We start from the raw sequence: 25,094 nt of genomic DNA on the forward strand, positions 1-25,094 counted from the left end.
AGCAAGGGTTTTGTCCAGATACGTAAATCTATGAGCCCCGTCGCGGTTAACAAACACAGAAAAACCCTACAATTTTAGGCAGTACATATTGGCTAAGGAGCAGTGATATGCGTGTTACTGGTTTAACCCCGCAAGATCTCAAGGCTTATGGTATTCACGACGTCCAGGAAGTCGTCTACAACCCCGATTACGATACGCTGTATCAGGAAGAGCTCAATCCAGCACTGGAAGGATACGAGCGAGGTGTGTTGACGAACCTTGGTGCTATCGCCGTCGATACCGGTATTTTTACCGGTCGTTCGCCGAAAGATAAGTATATCGTCCGAGACGAAACCACCCGCGATACGCTGTGGTGGGCAGATAAAGGCAAAGGGAAGAACGACAACAAACCGCTCTCCCCTGAAACCTGGCAGCATCTGAAAGGGCTCGTCACCCAACAACTCTCCGGCAAGCGTCTGTTCATTATTGATGCCTTCTGTGGCGCAAACGCCGACACCCGTCTTTCCGTCCGTTTTATCACCGAAGTGGCCTGGCAGGCGCATTTCGTGAAAAACATGTTTATTCGTCCGACTGGTGAAGAGTTAAAGGATTTCACCCCGGATTTCATCGTGATGAACGGTGCAAAATGCACTAACCCACAGTGGAAAGAACAAGGCCTGAATTCCGAGAATTTCATCGCCTTCAACCTGACCGAACGTATCCAGCTGATTGGCGGTACCTGGTACGGCGGCGAGATGAAGAAAGGGATGTTCTCGGTGATGAACTACCTTCTGCCATTGCAGGGCATTGCCTCCATGCACTGTTCCGCGAACGTTGGCGAGAAAGGTGATGTGGCCGTGTTCTTTGGCCTGTCAGGCACCGGGAAAACCACGCTTTCCACCGATCCGAAACGCCGTCTGATTGGCGATGATGAGCACGGCTGGGATGACGATGGCGTGTTTAACTTCGAAGGCGGTTGCTACGCCAAAACCATTCGTTTGTCTGAGGAAGCTGAGCCGGACATCTTCCACGCCATCCGTCGCGATGCATTGCTGGAAAACGTTACCGTGCGTGCCGATGGCACCATCGATTTCGATGATGCATCCAAAACCGAAAATACCCGTGTCTCCTACCCGATCAACCACATCGAAAACATTGTGAAACCGGTGTCGAAAGCGGGTCATGCCACGAAGGTCATTTTCCTGACGGCAGATGCGTTCGGCGTGCTGCCTCCGGTATCACGGCTGACGGCCAACCAGACGCAGTACCACTTCCTCTCTGGCTTTACCGCTAAACTGGCCGGTACAGAGCGCGGTGTGACTGAACCAACGCCAACCTTCTCCGCCTGCTTTGGCGCGGCATTCCTGTCGCTGCACCCAACGCAGTACGCTGAAGTGCTGGTGAAGCGTATGCAGGCATCCGGCGCACAGGCGTATCTGGTCAACACTGGCTGGAACGGTACGGGCAAACGTATCTCTATCAAAGATACCCGCGCTATTATCGATGCCATTCTGGATGGATCGCTGGATAACGCTGAAACCTTCACCCTGCCGATGTTTGATCTGGCGATCCCAACGGAACTGCCGGGCGTGGATACGCATATCCTTGACCCGCGTAATACCTACGGCTCACCGGAGCAGTGGCGTGAGAAAGCGGAATCGCTGGCGAAGCTGTTTATTGAGAACTTTGAGAAGTACACCGATACACCAGCAGGTGTTGCGCTGGTGAGTGCGGGACCGAAGCTGTAACCCTTCTCCCTCTCCCACGGGGAGAGGGTCGGGGTGAGGGCATCAGGCCGCAGAGACCGTACCTTAGTCAGGTGGCGGCTTCGCCTTACCCGACCTACGAAAAAGGGTGGCTAGTGCCACCCTTTTTTAACTCTCTTTCACCTGTCGCGTGACAGGTACCGGCAACCACGCACGAATACTCAAACCACCCCGCTCGCTGGTTCCAATTTCCAGCAAACCGTTATGGTTATCGATAATACGCTGCACAATCGCCAGACCTAAGCCCGTGCCGCTGGTGCTACGCGCGCTATCGCCACGCACAAACGGCTGGAACAGATGCTTACGCTGCTCGGGCTTGATGCCCGGGCCGTCATCCTCAACCTGGAACCAGGCGCGGTTAAGCTCAGATCCACTGCTGACCTTTATCCAGCCATTCCCGTAACGCGCCGCATTGACCACCATATTGGCGACAGCACGTTTGATAGAGAGCGGATGCATTCGCACCTGGATCTCTCCCAGCTGAAGGTCGGTGTCAATTTCGCGCTCGTAGCCGCTTTCCGCTGCCACCACTTCACCCAGCACCGCATTCAGATCCGCCATCTCCATCGGCATCTCCTGCCCGGTGCGCAGGTAATCAATGAACTGCTCAATGATGGCATTACACTCTTCGATGTCTTTGTTAATAGACTCCGCGAGATAACCATCCTCTTCGCCCATCATCTCTGTGGCCAGACGAATACGCGTCAGCGGGGTGCGCAGATCATGGCTGACACCGGCCATCAGCAGCGTACGGTCATCCGCCAGCTGTTTCACGCCTGCCGCCATATGGTTGAAGGCACGCGTAACCGAACGCACTTCCGACGCGCCATATTCGCGCAGCGGCGGTGGAATAATCCCTTTACCGACCTGAAGCGCTGCGTGCTCCAGGTCGACCAGTGGTCGGTTCTGTATACGAATAAACAGCCACGCGCCCCCTATCGCCAGCAGCATAATGGCCAGGGTATAGCGGAACAGTGGCGAAAAATCGCCCTGATGGATTTCGGTCAGCGGGACTCGCACCCAGATATTGGGTGAGAGCCAGGTTTTTAGCCAGACAACCGGCGAGCTTTTGTTGACCTCAACGCGGACTTCCGTCGGGCCACCCAGCTGCTGCGCCATCTGTTGACTCAGGAATTCGTAGTGTTGCGCCCAACGCAGGCCTGCATCTTCTGCCGCTTCATTGGAATAAAGCGAAATACCCAGCTCGCGGTAAATCTCACGACGAAACGCCGGAGGAACCACCAGCTGTGTGCCATCCTCCAGTTGCAGTTTATCGGTCATCAGCATACGGACTTCATACGCCAGGACCTTATTAAACTGCTGGAGACTGGGCAGGATCGCAAAGTTCAGCACCACCAGATAGGTCGTCACCAGGCTGACGAACAGCAAGGTGACGATCAGTAACAGCGTGCGGGCAAACGAACTTCGCGGCGAGAAGCGCATTCGCCTCATGCTTTAGAGCCGTCCGGCACGAATACGTAGCCCAGACCCCAGACGGTCTGAATATAACGAGGATGCGCCGGATCTTCTTCCACCATGCGGCGCAGACGAGAGATCTGCACGTCGATTGAGCGTTCCATTGCGGAGTATTCGCGGCCACGCGCCAGGTTCATCAGCTTGTCACGGGAAAGTGGTTCACGCGGGTGGCTAACCAGCGCTTTCAGAACCGCGAACTCGCCGCTGGTGAGAGGCATTGGCTCATCTTCACGGAACATCTCACGCGTACCGAGGTTCAGCTTAAACTTACCGAACGCGATAACCGCTTCTTCCTGAGACGGCGCACCCGGCAGTTCGTTCGCCTGACGACGCAGCACAGCGCGAATACGCGCCAGTAGCTCACGCGGGTTAAACGGTTTTGGAATGTAGTCGTCGGCACCGATTTCCAGGCCCACGATACGGTCAACTTCTTCACCTTTCGCCGTCACCATAATGATCGGCATTGGGTTGCTCTGGCTACGCAGACGGCGGCAGATAGAAAGCCCATCTTCGCCAGGCAGCATCAGGTCGAGAACCATCAGGTGAAAAGATTCACGGGTCAGCAGACGGTCCATCTGTTCAGCGTTCGCAACGCTACGAACCTGGAAGCCCTGCTCGGTCAGATAACGTTCCAGCAGCGCGCGCAGGCGCATGTCGTCATCCACGACCAGAATTTTGTAGTTCTCTTGCATTATGTGTACTCCCAAAGGTTCGGATAGTCTTTGTAACAGCGTATTCTAAAAAAGTGCACGTGTTCGACCAGCTAATTCTGGTATAAATTCTAGTCGAAATTGTTACAAAGCATATTTAACAGCAGCTTATCTGCACATTTCATCACATAAATCATTATTAACGCTGTCTGTTACTATATTTGATACGTAATGTGCGCAACGTCTGCAATGAAGTCGAGTCTGAAGGTCACACCATGAAAACGCCCCTGATCACCCGCGAAGGGTACGAAAAACTCAAAAAAGAGATGGATTACCTGTGGCGAGAAGAGCGCCCGGAAGTGACCAAAAAAGTCACCTGGGCGGCAAGTCTTGGCGATCGCAGCGAAAATGCTGACTACCAGTACAACAAAAAACGCCTGCGTGAGATAGACCGTCGGGTACGTTACCTGACCAAATGCCTTGAGAACCTCAAAATCGTCGATTACTCCCCGCAACAGGAGGGCAAGGTGTTCTTCGGCGCTTGGGTTGAAATTGAAAATGATGACGGCAACACCCTGCGTTTTCGTATTGTCGGCTATGATGAAATTTTTGGTCGTAAGGATTACATCTCTATCGACTCACCGATGGCCCGCGCGCTGCTGAAAAAGGAAGTGGGTGATTTGGCCGTCGTGCAGACACCTGCCGGTGAGGCCAGCTGGTACGTGAATGAGATAGAGTACGTTAAATAGTCCGAGAGCGCCCTCCACGGCTGGCATTTTGCCGTGTCAGCCCGTATAACTATCCCCTGATTTTTCGACTCAACAGATGATAAAGCCATGATGAATGATTCGCTCTGCCGCATTATTGCGGGTGATATTCAGGCCAGAGCCGAACAGGTAGAAGCTGCCGTTCGCCTGCTTGATGAAGGGAACACCGTGCCGTTTATTGCACGTTATCGTAAGGAAGTCACTGGCGGTCTGGATGATACTCAGCTGCGTAATCTGGAAACCCGCCTGGGTTATCTGCGTGAGCTGGAAGACCGACGTCAGGCAATCCTCAAATCCATTGGCGAACAGGGCAAGCTCACCAGCGACCTGGAAAAAGCCATTAACGGCACGCTGAGCAAAACCGAATTAGAAGATCTCTATCTGCCGTATAAACCGAAGCGTCGCACGCGCGGGCAGATTGCGATTGAAGCCGGTCTGGAACCTCTGGCCGAGCTGCTGTGGAACACCCCATCCCACGACCCGGAATCCGAAGCCGCGAAATTTATCGATGCCGATAAAGGCGTGGCCGACACCAAAGCCGCCCTCGATGGCGCGCGTTATATCCTGATGGAGCGCTTCGCCGAAGACGCCGCGCTGCTCTCTAAAGTGCGTGACTATCTGTGGAAGAACGCGCACCTGGTGTCAACCGTGGTGAGCGGCAAAGAGGAAGAAGGTGCGAAATTCCGCGATTATTTCGATCACCACGAGTCCATTTCAACTACCCCTTCTCACCGCGCGCTGGCGATGTTCCGTGGCCGCAACGAAGGTGTGTTGCAGCTTTCCCTGAATGCCGATCCGCAGTTCGATGAGCCGCCAAAAGAGAGCCACTGCGAGCAGATCATTATCGATCACCTCGGACTGCGTCTGAACAACGCCCCGGCAGACAGTTGGCGTAAAGGCGTAGTGAGCTGGACGTGGCGTATCAAAGTGCTGATGCACCTCGAAACCGAGCTGATGGGCACCGTGCGCGAGCGCGCCGAAGACGAAGCGATTAACGTTTTTGCCCGTAACCTGCACGATCTGCTGATGGCGGCACCTGCGGGCCTGCGTGCCACCATGGGCCTCGACCCTGGCCTGCGTACCGGCGTGAAAGTGGCAGTGGTTGACGGTACCGGCAAACTGGTGGCTACCGACACCATTTACCCACACACCGGCCAGGCTGCGAAAGCGGCCGTCGCGGTTGCGGCGCTGTGCGAAAAGTACAACGTTGAACTGGTTGCTATCGGTAACGGGACTGCATCCCGTGAAACCGAGCGTTTCTTCCTTGATGTACAAAAACAGTTCCCGAAAGTCACTGCCCAGAAGGTTATCGTCAGTGAAGCGGGGGCGTCTGTTTATTCCGCATCTGAACTGGCAGCCCAGGAATTCCCGGATCTGGACGTTTCCCTGCGCGGCGCGGTGTCTATTGCCCGCCGCCTGCAAGATCCGCTGGCAGAACTGGTGAAAATCGATCCGAAATCCATCGGTGTGGGCCAGTATCAGCACGACGTCAGCCAGACTCAGCTGGCGCGTAAGCTGGATGCGGTCGTGGAAGACTGTGTTAACGCCGTCGGTGTAGACCTGAATACTGCCTCCGTTGCCCTGCTGACCCGCGTGGCGGGCTTAACCCGCATGATGGCGCAAAACATCGTGGCCTGGCGTGATGAAAACGGTCAGTTCCAGAACCGCCAGCAACTGCTGAAGGTGAGCCGTCTGGGGCCGAAAGCGTTTGAGCAGTGCGCGGGTTTCCTGCGTATCAACCACGGCGATAACCCGCTGGATGCCTCAACCGTGCACCCGGAAGCTTATCCGGTTGTCGAGCGCATTCTGGCTGCAACGCAACAGGCGCTGAAAGAGCTGATGGGTGACAACAGCGCCCTGCGCAACCTGAAAGCGGCTGATTTCACCGACGAACAGTTCGGTGTACCGACGGTCACCGACATCATCAAAGAGCTGGAAAAACCAGGCCGCGATCCGCGTCCTGAGTTTAAAACCGCGACCTTTGCTGAAGGTGTCGAAACCATGAACGACCTGCTGCCGGGTATGGTACTGGAAGGCGCCGTCACTAACGTCACCAACTTTGGTGCGTTTGTGGATATCGGTGTGCATCAGGATGGCCTGGTCCATATCTCATCGCTGGCCGATAAGTTCGTTGAAGATCCACACACCGTGGTCAAAGCGGGCGATATCGTGAAAGTGAAAGTGCTGGAAGTTGACCTGCAACGTAAGCGTATTGCCCTGACCATGCGTCTGGACGAGCAACCGGGTGAAACCAATGCGCGCCGTGGCAACGGCGGTGGTGCTCGCGAGCAGCAGCGTCCTGCGGCCAAAGCCGCAAAACCGCGTGGCCGTGATGCTCAGCCTGCGGGTAACAGCGCCATGATGGATGCGCTGGCAGCCGCAATGGGCAAGAAAAAGTAACGTAGTTAATTCCCTCACCCTCTCTTTTTGAGAGTGTGAGGGTAAATTAATTAGCCTGCAAAATAATGGCTAATATGAAACCGATTGCATATCCATATTTAAACCAACCTTCATCAGTTTATTAACAAATACGTTAATTCTGCGTGACACCCAATTGCATTAAATATTGCGCCAGGTCAATTCCCCTTCAAATTAATACCCGCGTTAGCATCCCGTCACATTTTATGTATTGATGATAAAAACAATTCTCATTACCATCGTATTGTTGATTATTTAATCTTTCCTTCTTTAAGTAGGCACTATGCAATTCACTCCCGACAGTGCATGGAAAATTACCGGCTTCACCCGTGAAATTAGCCCGGCTTATCGGCAAAAACTGCTGTCATTAGGCATGTTACCTGGCTCGTCATTCCAGGTCGTGCGCGTGGCACCGCTGGGTGATCCTGTTCATATCGAAACCCGACGCGTAAACCTGGTTCTGCGTAAAAAAGACCTCGCATTAATCGAAGTCGAAGCTATTTCCCGATAACAAGCCAGCGGTTTCAGTGAGTCTAATGCAATGAAAAAATTAACTATTGGCTTAATTGGCAATCCTAATTCCGGCAAGACAACCTTATTTAACCAGTTAACGGGCGCACGTCAGCGTGTGGGAAATTGGGCGGGTGTCACCGTTGAACGAAAAGAAGGTCAGTTTTCCACAACAGACCATCAGGTCACGCTGGTTGATCTGCCCGGAACCTATTCATTAACCACTATCTCGTCGCAAACCTCGCTCGATGAGCAGATTGCCTGCCACTATATTTTGAGCGGCGATGCGGATTTATTAATTAACGTGGTGGACGCCTCCAATCTGGAGCGCAACCTGTACCTGACACTGCAACTGCTTGAGCTCGGTATTCCGTGCATTGTGGCGCTGAATATGCTCGACATCGCGGAAAAACAACACCTGCGCATTGATGTCGATGCGCTCTCTGCCCGTCTGGGTTGCCCGGTTGTGCCGCTGGTCTCCACCCGCGCGCGCGGCATTGATGCCCTGAAACTGGCGATCGACCGCCATGCGGGTAACACCAGCGTTGAGCTGGTGCACTATGCCCAACCGCTGCTTCGCGAAGCCAGCCTGCTGGCGCAGGAAATGGAACAACACATGCCGGCCAAACAGCGCATGTGGCTCGGCCTGCAAATGCTGGAAGGGGATATCTATAGCCGCGCCTACTCAGGCAACGCTGCCGATAAACTGGATGTCGCGCTGGCGCGTCTTAGCGACGAGCTGGACGATCCCGCGCTGCACATTGCAGACGCCCGCTATCAGGCCATTGCCGCCATTTGTGATGTCGTGAGTAACGCCCTGACCGCAGAGCCAAGCAAATTCACCGCCGCAGTCGATAAAATCGTCATTAACCGTTTCCTCGGGTTGCCGGTGTTCTTGCTGGTGATGTACCTGATGTTCCTGCTGGCTATCAACATCGGGGGCGCGCTTCAGCCAATTTTTGACGCCGGCTCGGTGGCGATATTTGTCCATGGTATTCAGTGGATTGGCTACACTCTGCACTTCCCGGAGTGGCTGACCATTTTCCTTGCCCAGGGGCTTGGTGGCGGTATCAACACCGTTCTGCCGCTGGTTCCGCAAATCGGCATGATGTACCTGTTCCTCTCCTTCCTTGAGGATTCCGGCTACATGGCGCGCGCGGCCTTCGTGATGGACCGCCTGATGCAGGCACTGGGTCTGCCGGGGAAATCCTTTGTGCCGCTGATTGTCGGCTTCGGCTGTAACGTACCATCGGTGATGGGTGCCCGCACCCTGGATGCGCCGCGTGAACGTCTGATGACCATCATGATGGCGCCGTTTATGTCCTGCGGCGCGCGTCTGGCGATCTTCGCGGTCTTTGCGGCGGCCTTCTTTGGCCAGCAAGGTGCGCTGGCGGTGTTCTCGCTGTATGTGCTGGGCATCGTTATGGCTATCCTCACAGGGCTGATGCTCAAACACACCATCATGCGTGGTGAAGCTTCGCCGTTTGTGATGGAGCTGCCGGTATATCACGTTCCTCATCTGAAAAGCCTGATTATTCAGACCTGGCAACGTCTGAAAGGCTTTGTGCTGCGCGCCGGTAAAGTGATTGTCATCGTCAGCATCTTCCTGAGCGCGCTGAACAGCTTCACGCTGAGCGGTGAGGCGGCGGACAACATCAACGACTCTGCCCTTGCCTCCGTCAGCCGCGTCATCACGCCTGTCTTCAAACCGATTGGCGTGCATGAGGATAACTGGCAGGCGACCGTCGGCCTGTTCACCGGCGCGATGGCAAAAGAGGTGGTGGTCGGTACACTGAACACACTCTTTACGGCGGAAAACATTCAGGAACAAGAGTTCAATCCGGCAGATTTCCACCTCGGTGACGAACTGCTCAACGCAGTAAAAGAAACCGGGCAGAGCCTGAAAGATACCTTCAGCCTGAGCGTGCTGGCGAACCCAATCGAAGCCAGCAAAGGCGATGGCGAAATGGCGACAGGTGCAATGGGTGTCATGAGCGAGAAATTTGGCAGCGCATCCGCAGCCTACAGCTACCTGATCTTCGTGCTGCTCTACATCCCGTGCATCTCCGTGATGGGTGCGATTTCCCGCGAGTCCAGCCGTGGCTGGATGGGCTTCTCGATTTTGTGGGGGCTGAACATTGCTTACTCACTGGCCACGCTCTTCTATCAGGCAACGAACTTTAGCCAGCATCCACGCTATAGCCTGGTCTGTATCCTGGCGGTTATTTTGTTCAACGTGATAGTTCTGGGCCTGCTGCGCCGGGCGCGCAGTCGTGTCGACATCAACCTGCTGGCAACGCGCAAAACCGCAGCCACCTGCTGCGACAGCCCGGCAGGCGACTGTCACTAAGGAGAATCGCCATGGCATCGTTGATTCAGGTTCGTGATTTACTGGCGCTGCAAGGGCGTATGGAGGCAAAGCAGTTGAGCCTCAGCCTGCATACGCCGCAACCGATGATCGATGCCATGCTTGAAAAACTGGAGGCGATGGGGAAAGCCATGCGAATTCAGGAAGATGCAGACGGTTGTTTATCCGGCAGTTGCAAAAGCTGCCCGGAAGGAAAGGCCTGTCTCAGGGAGTGGTGGACGCTTCGTTAAAAATGCCGGGAAAGCAGAGCGCTTCCCGGCGTTTTTATTACTTATACACGTCCGCGGTTGCGCGTACGTTTTTGGTTTGTTTTTCCGCACTGGTCACGACGTAGTACGTACCGCCCAGCTCATCTGCCTTTTTAGACAACTCTTTTCTCGCGTCCATTGGCGCGGTGGTGTCAGAGGTCGTGATCTCACCAATTTTGGTCAGATTCATCCCGGCAAGCTTATCTTTTTCCAGCTCTTTAGCTGCAAAAACACCAAATGACAGTGACCCAATAACCAGAGAAGTGACAATACCTGTAACAAGTTTCATAACCATGACTCTCCATAGGATTGTAATTTTGATTATCGTAGGCAGTTCGACCGCAACGATATGATGAGTATTGTTGCGGTGTGTAACTTTTGCCAGGATGGATGGAAAATAATCAGTTTAAACGTTGACTTAACGCAACGAGAGCGGAACAAAATTCAGCGGGATGAGAGATAAACGGCGCGTGCGCGGCTTTCACAACCACATGTGATTCGCTTTGCGGCCACAGCGTATCCAGCAGCGGAACCACTTTACGTGGCACCAGCCCGTCCAGATAACCGTAGATCCGCAGATGCGGCAGGGCAAGCGTTGCCAGTGGCTCACGCAGGTCGACCGTTTTTAAAATCTCCAGCCCACCGTTCAGCACATCAACGTCCGGCATCGGCAGTGACAACACGGTGTTTTTCAGCGTGCGGGCGTCTTGCCGTGCCGTTTCGGTACCCATTGTTTGCAGCGCCAGGAAGCGTTCCACGGTCCGCTGAAAATCTTCACTCAACTGCAGCTGGAACCCGGCCAGTACGTCAGGCTTAATACCAGGCCACGCATCGCGTGCGCTAAAGCATGGCGAAGAGGCCACTGTCACCAGCGCCTGCACGCGTTCCGGGTGGGTCAGCGCAATCTTGCTTGCCACCAGCCCACCCAGACTCCAGCCGAGCCAGATGGCGTTTTGCGGCGCCGCATCCAGAACGTGCTGTGCCATCTCATCAAGCGACATCGCCTGATAGCCATGGCTGCGGCCAAAACCCGGAAGATCAACCAGGTGCAGCGTAAAATGCGAGGCCAGTTCCTCACTTACGCAATGCCATACTTCGGCGTTCAGTCCCCATCCGTGCAGCAGCACAAGATGGCAATTTCCCGTCCCTACGGTCTGCCACCACAGAGTCTTCATCAGTTACTGTTCTCTTTTTTCACAAGGAGGTTGCACATGCTAACAGTGCCTGGCTTGTGCTGGCTATGCCGAATGCCACTTGCCCTGAGCCGATGGGGGATCTGCTCAGTGTGCACGCGCGCGCTCATGCGCCCTGCCTGCGGGTGCCCACAGTGCGGTTTACCTGCCATGAACCCGAACATCCCTTGCGGGCGTTGCCTGCAAAAGCCACCGCCGTGGTGTGCGTTAGTGGCAGTGACGGATTACATCCCGCCGCTGAGTGGGCTTGTTCACCAGTTTAAATTTTCCCGCCAGAGCACCCTGGCCATCCCACTTGCCCGCGTGTTGCTCCTCGCGATTTTACAGGCGCGCCGCACGCGTACCTTGCCACATGCCGACTGCATCGTGAATGTGCCCCTGCACGCCCGCCGCCACTGGCGGCGCGGCTATAACCAGAGCGACCTGCTCTGCCGGCTGCTCGCTCACTGGCTGGGTTGTCGCTACCCCGCGTCTGCGCTCAAACGCGTCCACGCCACCGCGATACAGCACCAGTTGACTGCGCGGCTTCGCAAAAAGAACCTTAAAAATGCCTTTCGCCTTGAATTCGCGGTGAAAGGCCTCCATATCGCGATCGTGGATGATGTCGTCACTACGGGCAGTACCGTTGCTGAACTTTCCCGACTGCTTTTGCGAAGCGGTGCCGCGTCTGTTCAGGTATGGTGTCTGTGCCGTACCTTGTAGCCCTTCTTCAATGGGCGTATGATTATACCCAGGTAATTTAGTCAACTATTAGGCCAAAGCTATGATCCGTATTTCCGATTCTGCACAAGCGCACTTTGCCAAACTGCTGGCAAATCAGGAAGAAGGGACGCAGATCCGCGTGTTTGTGATCAATCCAGGCACTCCGAATGCAGAATGTGGTGTTTCTTATTGTCCCCCGGACGCTGTGGAAGCAACTGACACTGCCCTTAAATTTGAACAGCTCACCGCGTATGTAGATGAGCTGAGCGCACCGTATCTTGACGATGCGGAAATCGACTTCGTCACAGACCAATTGGGCTCTCAGCTGACCCTGAAAGCGCCAAACGCGAAAATGCGTAAAGTGTCTGACGATGCGCCACTGATGGAGCGCGTTGAATACCTGCTGCAATCCCAGATTAACCCTCAGCTGGCAGGCCACGGCGGCCGTGTTTCGCTGATGGAAATCACTGAAGATGGTCTGGCGATCCTTCAGTTTGGCGGCGGCTGTAACGGCTGTTCCATGGTCGATGTGACCCTGAAAGAAGGGATCGAGAAGCAGCTGCTGAACGAATTCCCTGAACTGAAAGGCGTGCGTGACCTGACCGAGCACCAACGCGGCGAGCACTCTTACTACTAAGTTGCCCGTCTGCTTGCCCGGTGGCGCTGCGCTTACCGGGCCTACAAAATATGCGGTTTGATGCCCTCACCCCGCCCCTCTCCCACGGGAGAGGGAGAAAGCATTAAAAACGGTAACCTCTGGGTTACCGTTTTGCGTTTATCCCCCCAGATGTTGACCTGCGTCCCAGAATTTAAATTTTGCCTCCCAGGGTGATTCTCAATCACACCATGTTACCCGTATCATTCTCGTGGGCACTAAACACCCTCATAACAGCCGACTAAACTTAATAGTTTCACAGGCATCAGTATTAGTGCCGTTAACGCTCTGTTCCCAGTTGGGACAATCGGAACTTGTCGTTGAAACAATGACGTTACCCATAACAATTCAAAGGCCAGGTAAATCATGCCATTAGTCATCGTCGCTATCGGTGTAGTCTTATTACTGCTCTTGATGATCCGCTTCAAACTGAACGGATTTATCGCTCTGGTTCTGGTGGCACTTGCAGTCGGTCTGATGCAAGGGATGCCGCTGGTGAAAGTCATCAGCTCCATTAAAGCCGGTGTCGGTGGTACTCTCGGCGGCCTGGCGCTGATCATGGGCTTCGGTGCCATGCTCGGTAAAATGCTGGCGGATTGCGGCGGTGCGCAGCGTATTGCGACCACGCTTATCGCCAAATTCGGTAAGAAAAACATTCAGTGGGCAGTAGTGTTAACCGGTTTTACCGTCGGTTTTGCGCTGTTCTATGAAGTCGGCTTCGTGCTGATGCTGCCGCTGGTGTTCACCATCGCCGCGGCGGCGAACATTCCTCTGCTGTTCGTCGGTGTGCCAATGGCAGCAGCGCTGTCCGTGACGCACGGCTTCCTGCCGCCGCACCCGGGCCCAACTGCTATCGCGACCATTTTCCACGCCGACATGGGTAAAACCCTGCTGTTCGGTACGATTCTGGCGATCCCAACCGTGATTCTGGCAGGCCCGGTATTTGCGCGTTTCCTGAAAGGCATTGATAAGCCAATCCCGGAAGGTCTGTACAGCGCGAAAACCTTCACGGAAGAAGAGATGCCAGGCTTCGGTGTCAGCGTCTGGACCTCTCTGGTACCGGTAATTCTGATGGCGATGCGTGCTGTCGCAGAGATGATCCTGCCAAAAGGTCACGCGTTCCTGTCCGTTGCCGAATTCCTGGGTGACCCGGTCATGGCGACGTTGATTGCAGTCCTGATTGCGATGTTCACCTTCGGTCTGAACCGTGGTCGTTCAATGGATCAGATCAACGACACGCTGACCTCTTCCATCAAAATTATTGCCATGATGCTCCTGATCATCGGCGGTGGCGGTGCGTTCAAGCAAGTTCTGGTCGACAGTGGCGTGGATAAGTACATCGCCGCAATGATGCATGAAACCAACGTCTCTCCACTGTTTATGGCCTGGTCTATTGCTGCGGTTCTGCGTATCGCACTGGGTTCTGCAACCGTCGCAGCAATCACTGCCGGTGGTATTGTTGCACCGTTGATTGCAACTACTGGCGTCAGCCCGGAGCTGATGGTGATTGCGGTCGGTTCCGGTAGCGTGATTTTCTCTCACGTAAACGATCCAGGCTTCTGGCTGTTCAAGGAGTACTTCAACCTGACTATCGGTGAAACCATCAAGTCCTGGTCGATGCTGGAAACCATCATTTCGGTGTGTGGTCTGGTCGGGGTTCTGCTGTTGAATATGGTTATCTGATGCCATAAGTCGGGTGGCGGCTTCGCCTTACCCGACCTACTCGCTCCATGTAGGCCCGGTAAGCGTAGCGCCACCGGGCAATAAAAAACCCGCCACTGGCGCAATGCCGTTCACTTAAGCGGAGCGGCACGGGAGTTCACCGGATAGCGGGTTTTTGACATCTTTACCGCCCTCGGCCCTGATGGTCGGGGGCGTTTTGTTATGAACACCGCGTCCAGATTTCCCCGCAGATGTTCCAGCCGTTTCGGGATAGTCCCCGGCGAGACCGTGTTCCCCAGCACTATCATTTCCGTGGCGATAAACTGGAACGCGAACTTAAAACTTATTTCTGAGGGCGCTTTTTTGTGTTTCTCCGCAGCCCTGGTCGCCTCGCGCCGTATCAGGTTATACGCCAGCAACATCCCCCAGACCTCCTGCTCCAGCAGCTCTGTCTTACGGCTTCTCAGCACCAGAGCATTATCCAGCAGGCTGCTCTTGAGGTTCCTGAACCCGACCTCGATTTCCCTCCGGGAGTGGTAAAGCTCCGCCACCTCTTTCGCTTTATAGCGGTCTGCCGGAAGTGACGTCAGGACCGTTTTTTCCACGCCGTTCACCTCGTAAGTGACCGCCCGGGCATACCAGAACTCCGGCAATGCAGGATTCTTTTTCCGCGCCTGCGGCGATACTTTCAGTTTCAGCAGCCTGTCGCCCGAACCGTAACTTTCTTCTGTTTCCGCCACCATATTCTTACGGGCCGGCAGCAGCCAGTGCCGGTTATTCCCCTGCTGATTCAGCGTCAGCAGCAGGTCTGCGCTATAAAACAGTTTGTCGAACAGTGTGACGGAGTTGTCCGGGATGGATGCCGTCAGCGACGGCGAACAGTCGCGTGCTCAGAAAGGGTCAGGCAATGCTGTATCCACTCCGTGGGAAGATGCTCGGCAAACATCTGTGCCGAAGGCGGTGGCATAAGAGGATGGTCGCTGAAATCGAGCAGGTCATTGAGAAGTGGCATAAGAAAACGGCTCCCTGTAGTGGAAGCCGTTATAGTGCCGCAGTTTAAGGATCGGTCAACCGATCCTTAACTGATCGGCATTGCGCCATCGGCGGGTTTTTTTCACTTCTTCGCGGCTGCTTTTCGCCGCTTATCCAAATCCTTAATCAGCTTGTTCACCCCAGCATCGGCAAACATCTTCTCAAGCGTTACGGACAACTTACGGCGCCAGTTCTTGTACTGATAGCTGGTGCCCGGAATGTTCACCGGCTCAGGCATGTCTATCCAGTCTTCCGGCTGCAGACCCAGCAGGGCACTGTTGCTGTCAGCAATATAGCGCTGTAAGCCACGGTTGAGCGTTGAGGTCATCGCCATCAGCGACGCTTTATGCCCGGCACGTTTCGGCAGGCAGCCATGCTTATGCAGCGCATCCAGCAGACCCTGCTTCGCCAGCTCGCGATCCTGATACAGACCGCGTAGCACTTCTTCATCAGGATACAGTCCCAGCGTTTTGCCAAGGGTCAGATCGCCGCTTTCCCAATAGCCACGAAGCGTAGGAAGGTCATGCGTCGTCGCGACTGCCATTGACTGCTCCGGATACGCTTTTGGCGCACGGAAGGTTTTCTCATGGTCGTTTTCAAAATAGAGCACTTTGTAGGAATACACGCCGCTATCACGCAGCTTGCTGACAATCTCAACCGGTACGGTACCCAGATCTTCGCCGATCACCATGCACTGATGACGTTTACTCTCCAGCGCCAGGATCGACAGCAGATCGTCCACCGGATACTGAACATAGGCCCCATGATCGGCCGTTTCGCCATATGGGATCCACCACAGACGCAGCACGGACATTACATGGTCAATACGCAGCGCTCCGCAGTTCTGCATGTTGGCGCGCAGCAAGTCGATAAACGGCTCGTAAGCACGCGCAGCCATCACGTGCGGATCCATCGGCGGCAGCCCCCAGTTCTGGCCGAGCGGACCAAGAATATCCGGTGGCGCACCCACAGAGGCTTTCAGGCAGTAAAGTTCGCGGTCACACCAGGTTTCCGCCCCACCCTCTGCCACGCCTACCGCCAGGTCACGGTACAGACCGATAGGCATCTTGTAACCCTGGCTTACCTGCCAGCAGGCCGCGAACTGGCTGTACGCCAGCCATTGCAGCCACAGGAAGAAATCGACTTCATCAGCATGTTTTTTGCAGAAGGCTTTCACTTCAGGTGTATCAACGGTTTGGTACGCTTCCGGCCATACCGGCCAGCCCCAGCGCATTTCGTCTTCTTTTACCTGATAAGCATGTAAGGCATCAAAAGCAGCCTGCCAGTAAAGGCTCTCACCTTCCTGGGTCACAAACTGACGGAAAGCTGCCATCTGTTCGTCATCGCGCTTCGCAAAACCTTTCCACGTCAGACGCAGTGCAGCCATCTTCAGGGCGGTGACAGTGGCGTAATCCACCCAATCAGCGTTGCGCGCCTGTTTTAGCGCCTGCTGAGTGGTGCTGAGTTTCCACCAGTCCTGGGCCTCTTTGCTGTTTTTGAAGTCATCTAAGGCGTTAACGTCGATGTAAATCACGTTCAGCCAGCGGCGAGACGACGGGCTGTACGGGCTGGCGCTCTCCGGGTTCGCCGGATAGAGCGCGTGGATCGGGTTGAGGCCGATAAACGCGCCGCCGCGTTCACCCACATCTGCCAGCATCTTCTTCAGATCGCCAAAATCGCCGATACCCCAGTTGCTGTCGGACCGCAGCGTGTAGAGTTGCACGCAGGCACCCCACAGTTTCTTGCCTTCCAGCAGTGCCTGTGGCTCATAGCAGCGCTTTGGCGCGACAATCACCCGGCAGTGAAAACGCTGGTCTTCCTGGGTGAGCGTTAAGGTGTGGTAGCCCTCCGGCAGCTTCGCCGGAAGGGTAAATGGTTTGCCGCCGGTGGCGTGACCTTTATGCTGATGCCCTTCTTCAGTCGTGAGCAGCCAGCTAAACTCGCCACGCCCTTCCACCGCCAGCGGCATCTTTTTGCCTGCGGTAAAGACCTTTACATTCGGCACCGGGGCAACCGGCGCTTTCGCGTCGGTTTTGGTTTTGTGCATGGCATCCAGCAGACGTCTTTTGGTGTCCGCACCAATAGATTGCGGTTTGCCGTGAGCATTGATGTAACTGAGGCTGATCCCCGCCGCCTGCGCGGCACTGTCCAGACGTTTGCTATCCATTGCGCTTCCTTAACGTTTTGCCTGCCAGATACGAGCCTGATAATCGCGGATTGAGCGGTCAGAGCTGAACATCCCACAACGGGCAGTGTTCAGAATGCACGCACGGGTCCAGGCTTCCTGGTCGCGATACAGCACGTCGACCTGTTTTTGCGCTTCAACGTAGGCCGTGAAATCGGCCATCACCAGATACGGGTCACCGCCGTGTTTGTTCATGCTGTGCAGCATCTGGTCAAACGCATGTTTGTCGCCGTCGCTGTATTTACCGCTCTCCAGCTCTTTCAGCACTGCATCGAGCACCTTGTCTTTCTTACGCCATTTCACCGGATCGTAGCCTTTGGCTTTGATGGCTTTCACCTGCTCAACGGTATTGCCGAAGATAAAGATGTTCTCTTCACCCACTTTTTCGGCGATTTCGACGTTTGCTCCGTCCAGCGTACCCACCGTCAGCGCGCCATTGAGCGCCAGCTTCATGTTGCCAGTACCGGAAGCCTCTTTCCCCGCCGTGGAGATCTGCTCAGAGATATCCGCCGCCGGGATCAGCATTTCAGCCGCAGAGACACAGTAATCCGGCAGGAACACCACTTTCAGCTTATCGCCCACTTTCGGATCGTTGTTGATGGCTTCAGCAACCTTGTTGATTGCCAGAATGATGTTCTTCGCCAGGTAGTAGCCCGGCGCCGCTTTCGCACCGAACAGGAACACGCGTGGAACGCGATCGGCTTTCGGGTTTTCGCGGATCTCTTTGTACAGCGCCAGAATGTGCAGCAGGTTCAGGTGCTGACGTTTGTATTCGTGCAGGCGTTTAATCTGGATGTCGAAAATGGCATTCGGGTTGATCTCAATCCCGGTACGCATTTTCACAAACGCCGCCAGGCGAACTTTGTTCTCTTGCTTGATGGCGCGGTACTGCTCGCGGAATTTCGCGTCGTCGGCGTATTTTTCCAGGTTGATGAGCTGGTCAAGATCGTTGGCCCACTCTTTCTTCAGGGTTTTATCCAGCAGCCCTGCCAGCAGTGGGTTGCACTGCTTGATCCAGCGACGTGGCGTGATGCCGTTGGTCACGTTGTGGAATTTGGTTGGCCACAGCTGGTGGTATTCAGGGAACAGATCTTTCACCACCAGATCGGAGTGCAGCGCGGCAACGCCGTTAACCGCAAAGCCGCTCACCACGCACATGTTCGCCATGCGGACCTGCTTGTCGTGAACCACAGCCAGCTTCGCCCAAACCTCTTTGTCACCCGGCCAGGTCTTTTTCACCAGCACTTTAAAGTTGTCGTTAATCTTGTTGATTATCTGCATATGGCGCGGCAGCAGTGCTTTCACCAGCTTCTCGTCCCAGCACTCCAGCGCTTCTGGCATCAGGGTGTGGTTGGTGTAAGCGAAGGTGCGGCTGGTTATCGCCCATGCGTCATCCCAGCTCAGCTGATGCTCATCGATCAGCACGCGCAGCAGTTCCGGGATAGCAATGGTCGGGTGCGTGTCGTTCAGTTGGATAACTTCGAAGTCTGGCAGTTGCGCCAGCTTGCGACCCGCCAGATGGTGACGACGCAGAATATCAGCCACAGAGCAGGCGCACTGGAAGTACTGCTGCATCAGGCGCAGTTTTTTACCCGCCAGATGGTTGTCGTTCGGGTAAAGCACTTTGGTCAGTTTTTCGGCGTCGATCCCCTGCTGCTCGGCACGCAGGAAATCGCCATCGTTGAATTTGGTGAGGTTGAACGGATGCGCGTGCTTCGCCTGCCACAAACGTAGTGGCTGCGCCACGCCGTTACGGTAACCCAGCACTGGCAGATCCCATGCTTCGCCGCTAATGACAAAGCCCGGTTCCCAGTGTCCCTCTTTCGACACTTTACCGCCAATGCCCACCTGCACATCGAGCTGCGCGTTGTGGCGGAACCATGGGTAGGTATTGCGATGCCAGTCGTCCGGCGCTTCCATCTGATGCCCGTCAGCAAAAGACTGGCGGAACAGGCCGTATTGATAGTTCAGACCATAACCAATTGCCGACTGGCCCACGGTTGCCATTGAATCCAGGAAACAGGCTGCCAGACGCCCAAGACCACCGTTACCCAGAGCCGGGTCAATTTCTTCTTCCAGCAGGTCGGTGAGGTTAACGTCGTGCTCTTGCAGAACATCACCCACTTCCTGATACCAGCCAAGGTTCAGCAGGTTGTTGCCGGTCAGACGGCCAATCAGGAATTCCATCGAAATGTAGTTCACGTGACGCTGGCCTTTTACGGGCTTCGCCACCGGCTGAGCATCCAGCTGCTCTGCGAGCGCACCGCTCACCGCCTGCCACCACTGGTGAGGCGTCATCTCGTTTGCAGCATGTAGGCCAAAACGCTGCCACTGACGCGTCAGGGCAGCCTGGAATTGAGCTTTGTTAAAAGTAGGCTGTGACATAGGGAATCGGCATCCTGTAGAGAGAAAAAACATGTTGGCGCTAGTGTGCCTGGCTCATTTCACCTCTTCCTCATCCTGTCGGGGATTAGACAGGGAGGAGTAGTGGGGATGAGCATAAAAGTGTGATCAAGGCCACTCAGTGAGCATAGCCGGAGTGTGCCTGGATAGGGAAAAGATAACCTGGAAGGATGTCAAAAAAATGAAATGCAGTTTCGTAAAAAATTATTCCACGTAGAAATGATTACTTACGTAGAATAATATTTCTGCAATTAGGGAATCTCTAAGAACACTATTTAGCTTGCTCAACTTTACCGAAACTTTATTAACTCTGACGTCACTATACCTTTCTGAAACCAGTTTCAGTTTATTCGCACTAAATGCATACAAGCCAGCATCCACGCGGCATGTGAGCCATTTTAAAAAGTTCCCCTCTTAGCCTGAATATTTTGTGACAGAGTGCAAATTCAGAGGCACAAAACCCAGACATAACTTGCAATAGTTCCCTTTCTGGCCGACCTTATATCTATTAATTACGAAGCGCAAAAAAAAATAAAATCCCTCGTTCCCACAGTGAAGTGAAAACTATGTTGATTCCGTCTAAATTAAGTCGCCCGGTTCGTCTCGACCATACAGTGGTCCGCGAACGTCTGTTGGCTAAACTTTCCGGCGCGCATAATTTCCGACTGGCGCTGGTTACGAGCCCGGCAGGCTATGGAAAAACAACGCTCATTTCGCAATGGGCCGCAGGGAAAAATGATCTGGGCTGGTACTCCCTTGATGAGGGCGATAATCAGCAGGAGCGTTTTGCCAGCTATTTGATTGCCGCTATTCAGCAGGCGACCAACGGGCACTGCGTCACCAGCGAAGTGATGGTGCAAAAGCGCCAGTATGCAAGCCTGTCCTCCCTTTTCTCACAGCTGTTTATCGAACTGGCCGAATGGCATCGTCCGCTGTATGTGGTGATTGATGATTATCATCTGATTACCAACCCGGTTATTCACGAGTCGATGCGCTTCTTCCTGCGCCATCAGCCGGAAAACCTGACCCTGGTGGTGTTGTCGCGCAATCTGCCGCAACTGGGCATTGCCAACCTGCGCGTGCGCGACCAATTACTGGAAGTTGGCAGCCAACAGCTCGCCTTTACCCACCAGGAAGCCAAACAATTCTTCGACTGCCGTTTGACGTCCCCGATTGAGGCTTCCGAAAGCAGCCGCCTGTGTGATGACGTGGCTGGCTGGGCGACCGCGCTACAGCTGATCGCCTTATCAGCACGCCAGAACAACAGCCCGACACATCAGTCTGCACGCCGTCTGGCAGGGATCAACGCCAGCCATCTGTCGGATTATCTGGTGGATGAAGTGCTGGATAGCGTCGATCCTGCTACCCGTAATTTCCTGCTGAAAAGCTCCCTGCTCCGCTCCATGAACGACGCGTTGATTGTGCGCGTCACCGGCAGCGAGAACGGCCAGCTTCAGCTCGAAGAGATTGAACGTCAGGGCCTGTTCCTGACCCGCATGGACGACCCCGGCGAGTGGTTCAGCTATCACCCGCTGTTTGGCAGTTTCCTGCGCCAGCGTTGCCAGTGGGAGCTTGCCGTCGAATTGCCGGAAATCCACCGCGCCGCCGCCGAAAGCTGGATGGCGCAAGGTTTCCCGAGTGAGGCCATTCACCACGCGCTTGCCGCCGGTGATGCCAGCATGCTGCGCGATATTCTGCTCAACCATGCGTGGGGGCTGTTTAATCACAGCGAACTGACGCTGCTGGAAGAGTCCCTGAAAGCTTTGCCGTGGGAAAGCCTGCTGGAAAATCCGCGCCTGGTGTTGTTACAAGCCTGGCTGATGCAGAGCCAGCACCGCTACAGCGAAGTAAACACCCTGCTGGCTCGCGCCGAGCAGGAGATGGAAAGCGACATGGATACCACTCTGCACGGCGAGTTCAACGCGCTACGTGCACAGGTGGCGATTAACGATGGCGATCCAGAAGAAGCTGAACGCCTGGCGATGGTCGCGCTCGACGAGCTGCCGCTGGCAAACTTCTACAGCCGCATTGTGGCCACATCGGTTCACGGTGAAGTGCTGCACTGCAAAGGCGATCTCACCCGTTCGCTGTCGTTGATGCAGCAAACCGAACAGATGGCGCGTCGCCACGATGTCTGGCATTACGCGTTGTGGAGCCTGATTCAGCAAAGTGAAATCCTGTTTGCTCAGGGGTTCCTGCAAGCTGCCTGGGAAAATCAGGAAAAAGCCTTCCAGCTCATTCGCGATCAGCATCTGGAACAACTGCCGATGCATGAGTTCCTGTTGCGTATTCGTGCCCAGCTTCTGTGGGCGTGGTCGCGTCTGGATGAGGCAGAAAGTTCTGCTCGTCAGGGCGTGGATGTTCTCTCCAGCTTCCAGCCGCAACAGCAGTTACAGTGTCTGGCACTGCTGGTGCAATGCTCGCTGGCGCGCGGGGATTTGGACAACGCCCGCAACCACCTTAACCGCCTGGAAAACCTGCTCGGTAATGGCCAGTACCACAGTGACTGGGTATCGAACGCCGATAAAGTACGGGTGATTTACTGGCAGATGACCGGCGACAAAAAATCCGCCGCCAACTGGCTTCGCCAGACGCCAAAACCTGAATTTGCCAATAACCACTTCCTGCAAAGCCAGTGGCGCAATATCGCCCGTGTGCAGATCCTGCTCGGCGAGTTTGAACCTGCCGAAATAGTACTGGAAGAGTTGAACGAGAACGCGCGCAGCCTGCGCCTGATGAGCGACCTGAACCGCAACCTGCTGTTGCTTAACCAGCTCTACTGGCAGGCAGGGCGTAAAAACGATGCTCAGCGTGTGCTGCTGGAAGCATTACAGCTTGCTAACCGCACCGGCTTTATCAGTCACTTTGTGATTGAAGGCGAAGTAATGGCACAGCAGCTACGCCAGCTCATTCAGCTGAATACGCTGCCGGAGCTGGATCAGCACCGCGCTCAGCGTATTCTGCGTGAAATTAACCAGCACCATCGCCACAAGTTTGCGCACTTTGATGAGAACTTTGTTGAACGTCTGCTGAATCACCCGGAAGTGCCGGAGCTTATTCGCACCAGCCCGCTCACCCAGCGTGAATGGCAGGTGCTTGGACTGATTTATTCAGGCTACAGCAATGAGCAGATTGCCGGTGAACTGGCCGTGGCGGCAACCACCATCAAAACGCATATCCGAAATCTGTATCAGAAACTGGGTGTCGCACATCGTCAGGATGCAGTGCAACATGCGCAGCAGCTGTTGAAGATGATGGGGTATGGTGTGTAGGTTTTGTGTGGCCTGATGCCCTCACCCCAGCCCTCTCCCACAGGGAGAGGGAGAAAACATTAAAAAAGGCAACTTGCGTTGCCTTTTTGCATTTACCCTGGCCTAATGCCCTCTCCCACAGGGAGAGGGAGAACAATTTGTAGGTCGGGTAAGCGCAGTGCCACCCGACACAACCGTTAGCACAGTTCCAGCTGCAAGTTATTATCTTTAATCACCTGCATCACACCCGCTGGCGGCATCACGTCGGTATACACCGCATCCACCATGCTGATGCTGCCCATATTCACCATCGCGTTACGGCCAAATTTAGAGTGGTCCACCACCAGCATCACATGGCGGGAGTTCTCAATAATCGCGCGCTTGGTGCGCACTTCGTGGTAATCAAACTCCAGCAGTGAGCCGTCGGTGTCGATGCCACTGATCCCCAGAATGCCGAAATCCAGACGGAACTGAGAGATAAAATCGAGCGTCGCTTCGCCAATGATCCCACCGTCGCGGCTGCGCAATTCACCACCTGCCAGGATGATGCGGAAATCGTCTTTTTGCATCAGCGTGTTGGCCACGTTCAGGTTGTTGGTCACTACTCGCAGGTTCTCGTGATCCAGCAGTGCGTGCGCGACCGCTTCAGGCGTAGTGCCGATGTCAATAAAAAGCGTGGCCCCGTTCGGGATCTGGCTGGCAACTTTACGGGCAATACGCTCTTTTTCTGCCGTTTGCGTCGCTTTACGGTCGTGCCACGAAGTGTTGACGGAACTGGACGGTAACGCGGCTCCACCGTGGTGGCGCAGGATACGGCTTTGATCGGCAAGGTCGTTCAGGTCACGGCGAATGGTCTGAGGGCTGACGGCAAACTGCTCTACCAACTCCTCGGTGCTAACGTATCCCTGTTTTTTAACCAGTTCGATAATAGCGTCATGACGTTGTGTTTGTTTCATGAAATATCCCTGGAAATTATGTTCGTTTACGCGCATGGAGCGTGTCGGCAAAGGCCATCGCCAGCCCAACGGCCAGCCCGGTAACGTGTGCACCGTTAGCGATAGACATGCCAAACAGATCAAACCATCCGGCAATAAGCCATATTAACGCAAAGGTTATTAAACCGCGTTGCAGATAGATGCCGCTTTGTGGGTCACGCTCTCCCCGGAGCCAGACGTACCCCATCAGCGCATAGACCACACCCGATAACCCGCCAAACCACGGGCCGCTAAATTTGTGCTGCACATACCCGCTTAACAAGGCGCTAATCAGGGTAATGACAATCAGTTTTCCGCTGCCAAGCCGCTTCTCCACTGCACCGCCAAGATACCACCACCACAGAAGGTTAAAGAGGATATGCATCACTGAGAAATGCATCAGCGCATGGGTAAAGTAACGCCAGACGTCAAATTCCAGAGAGGGATCGTACGGCCATGCCAGGGCTATCATCACACTCTGGTCGCCCACCACATTCATTATGATGAACACCAGAATACAGGCGGCCATCAGCAGCAGGGTAAATGGCCCTGCTCGCTCACGCACGGTGGCAAGAAAAGGAAAGCGACGATAGTGCAATCCGCTGCCCGTATGGCCGGATTGCCAGCTGGCGGCCAGATATCGCGGATCGCCAGGGTTCTCAAGAAAGCGTGCCAGTTCGGCATTCACGCGTTCAGCCTGGCTTTCATCTGCCAGCCAGACATCCGTTTGCGTATGTTGCTGAATGGTCAGGATAACGCCCTGCGTCGCCATGTAATCGACAAACGCCTGGGCAACGCGCGGGTTGGTAAAAGAGGTAATCATCAGCATTGCAACAGTCGCTTATTTCCACACAA

The 25,094-nt window shown here is 54.7% G+C and carries 18 protein-coding genes and 1 pseudogene; 10 read left to right on the plus strand and 9 right to left on the minus strand.

Translation table 11 applies throughout. From position 1 onward, the window contains the following. Window positions 1–107 precede the first annotated feature (107 nt). Window positions 108–1,727, plus strand: coding sequence for a phosphoenolpyruvate carboxykinase (ATP) (gene pckA, locus HV107_RS08155; protein ID WP_182062807.1), 1,620 nt, complete (start codon window positions 108–110; stop codon window positions 1,725–1,727). Window positions 1,728–1,853: 126 nt separating this feature from the next. Here pckA and envZ read toward each other — a convergent pair whose 3' ends face one another. Together envZ and ompR are read right to left on the minus strand one after the other, a co-directional pair. Further along, entirely contained in the window at window positions 1,854–3,197 is a 1,344-nt protein-coding gene (envZ, locus tag HV107_RS08160; RefSeq protein WP_182062808.1) for a two-component system sensor histidine kinase EnvZ, read from the minus strand. Further along, window positions 3,194–3,913: a two-component system response regulator OmpR gene (ompR, locus tag HV107_RS08165; protein WP_001157751.1), complete on the minus strand. Its 720-nt coding sequence runs from the start codon at window positions 3,911–3,913 to the stop codon at window positions 3,194–3,196. Before ompR ends, envZ begins: the two co-directional genes overlap by 4 nt. 233 nt (window positions 3,914–4,146) lie before the next feature. Between ompR and greB the strand changes: the two genes are divergently transcribed. From greB to feoC, 5 genes are all read left to right on the plus strand, one after another. Further along, window positions 4,147–4,620: a transcription elongation factor GreB gene (greB, locus tag HV107_RS08170; RefSeq protein WP_014072116.1), complete on the plus strand. Its 474-nt coding sequence runs from the start codon at window positions 4,147–4,149 to the stop codon at window positions 4,618–4,620. Between the two features lie 87 nt (window positions 4,621–4,707). After that, window positions 4,708–7,038, plus strand: a complete 2,331-nt coding sequence (locus HV107_RS08175; RefSeq protein WP_182062809.1) for a Tex family protein — start codon at window positions 4,708–4,710, stop codon at window positions 7,036–7,038. A gap of 301 nt (window positions 7,039–7,339) precedes the next feature. Continuing rightward, entirely contained in the window at window positions 7,340–7,567 is a 228-nt protein-coding gene (gene feoA / locus HV107_RS08180; RefSeq protein WP_014072118.1) for a ferrous iron transporter A, read from the plus strand. A 30-nt stretch (window positions 7,568–7,597) separates the two neighbouring features. After that, a complete protein-coding gene (gene feoB, locus HV107_RS08185; RefSeq protein ID WP_182062810.1) occupies window positions 7,598–9,916 on the plus strand; it encodes a Fe(2+) transporter permease subunit FeoB in 2,319 nt (772 codons plus the stop codon). Window positions 9,917–9,927: 11 nt separating this feature from the next. Then, window positions 9,928–10,164 (plus strand): [Fe-S]-dependent transcriptional repressor FeoC, encoded by a 237-nt coding sequence (gene feoC, locus HV107_RS08190; protein WP_182062811.1) that lies wholly within the window; start codon window positions 9,928–9,930, stop codon window positions 10,162–10,164. A gap of 37 nt (window positions 10,165–10,201) precedes the next feature. Here the strand turns inward: feoC and HV107_RS08195 are convergent, their stop codons facing one another. Further along, window positions 10,202–10,471, minus strand: a complete 270-nt coding sequence (locus HV107_RS08195; RefSeq protein WP_014072121.1) for a YdgH/BhsA/McbA-like domain containing protein — start codon at window positions 10,469–10,471, stop codon at window positions 10,202–10,204. 112 nt (window positions 10,472–10,583) lie between these two features. Then, complete coding sequence (bioH, locus tag HV107_RS08200; RefSeq protein WP_182062812.1) at window positions 10,584–11,357, minus strand: pimeloyl-ACP methyl ester esterase BioH; 774 nt, start codon at window positions 11,355–11,357, stop codon at window positions 10,584–10,586. Between the two features lie 36 nt (window positions 11,358–11,393). Between bioH and gntX the strand changes: the two genes are divergently transcribed. The 3 genes from gntX (at window position 11,394) to gntT (ending at window position 14,415) form a co-directional block, all read left to right on the plus strand. Continuing rightward, window positions 11,394–12,077 (plus strand): DNA utilization protein GntX, encoded by a 684-nt coding sequence (gntX, locus tag HV107_RS08205; protein ID WP_182062813.1) that lies wholly within the window; start codon window positions 11,394–11,396, stop codon window positions 12,075–12,077. A gap of 61 nt (window positions 12,078–12,138) precedes the next feature. Further along, window positions 12,139–12,714: a Fe-S biogenesis protein NfuA gene (nfuA, locus tag HV107_RS08210; protein WP_014072124.1), complete on the plus strand. Its 576-nt coding sequence runs from the start codon at window positions 12,139–12,141 to the stop codon at window positions 12,712–12,714. A gap of 384 nt (window positions 12,715–13,098) precedes the next feature. Continuing rightward, window positions 13,099–14,415: a gluconate transporter gene (gene gntT, locus HV107_RS08215; RefSeq protein ID WP_182062814.1), complete on the plus strand. Its 1,317-nt coding sequence runs from the start codon at window positions 13,099–13,101 to the stop codon at window positions 14,413–14,415. Between the two features lie 110 nt (window positions 14,416–14,525). On the opposite strand, the pseudogene HV107_RS08220 reads toward gntT, so the two are convergent. The 3 genes and pseudogenes from HV107_RS08220 to malP form a co-directional block, all read right to left on the minus strand. Further along, window positions 14,526–15,406 (minus strand): annotated as a pseudogene (locus HV107_RS08220) (IS4 family transposase). A gap of 102 nt (window positions 15,407–15,508) precedes the next feature. Then, on the minus strand, window positions 15,509–17,593 hold the full coding sequence (gene malQ, locus HV107_RS08225) for a 4-alpha-glucanotransferase (RefSeq protein ID WP_182062815.1): 2,085 nt from the start codon (window positions 17,591–17,593) through the stop codon (window positions 15,509–15,511). Window positions 17,594–17,602: 9 nt separating this feature from the next. Beyond that, window positions 17,603–19,996 (minus strand): maltodextrin phosphorylase, encoded by a 2,394-nt coding sequence (malP, locus tag HV107_RS08230; protein ID WP_182062816.1) that lies wholly within the window; start codon window positions 19,994–19,996, stop codon window positions 17,603–17,605. Between the two features lie 584 nt (window positions 19,997–20,580). Here malP and malT point away from each other — a divergent pair. Further along, window positions 20,581–23,286, plus strand: a complete 2,706-nt coding sequence (gene malT, locus HV107_RS08235; RefSeq protein WP_182063486.1) for an HTH-type transcriptional regulator MalT — start codon at window positions 20,581–20,583, stop codon at window positions 23,284–23,286. 176 nt (window positions 23,287–23,462) lie between these two features. Here the strand turns inward: malT and HV107_RS08240 are convergent, their stop codons facing one another. Together HV107_RS08240 and glpG are read right to left on the minus strand one after the other, a co-directional pair. Beyond that, window positions 23,463–24,221: a DeoR/GlpR family transcriptional regulator gene (locus HV107_RS08240; RefSeq protein ID WP_182062817.1), complete on the minus strand. Its 759-nt coding sequence runs from the start codon at window positions 24,219–24,221 to the stop codon at window positions 23,463–23,465. A gap of 16 nt (window positions 24,222–24,237) precedes the next feature. After that, window positions 24,238–25,068 carry a rhomboid family intramembrane serine protease GlpG gene (gene glpG / locus HV107_RS08245; protein ID WP_182062818.1) on the minus strand — a complete coding sequence of 277 codons (831 nt, stop codon included), beginning with the start codon at window positions 25,066–25,068 and terminating at the stop codon, window positions 24,238–24,240. Window positions 25,069–25,094: the final 26 nt, after the last annotated feature.

It is taken from the genome of Enterobacter sp. RHBSTW-00175, from assembly GCF_013927005.1.
Lineage (GTDB): Bacteria > Pseudomonadota > Gammaproteobacteria > Enterobacterales > Enterobacteriaceae > Enterobacter.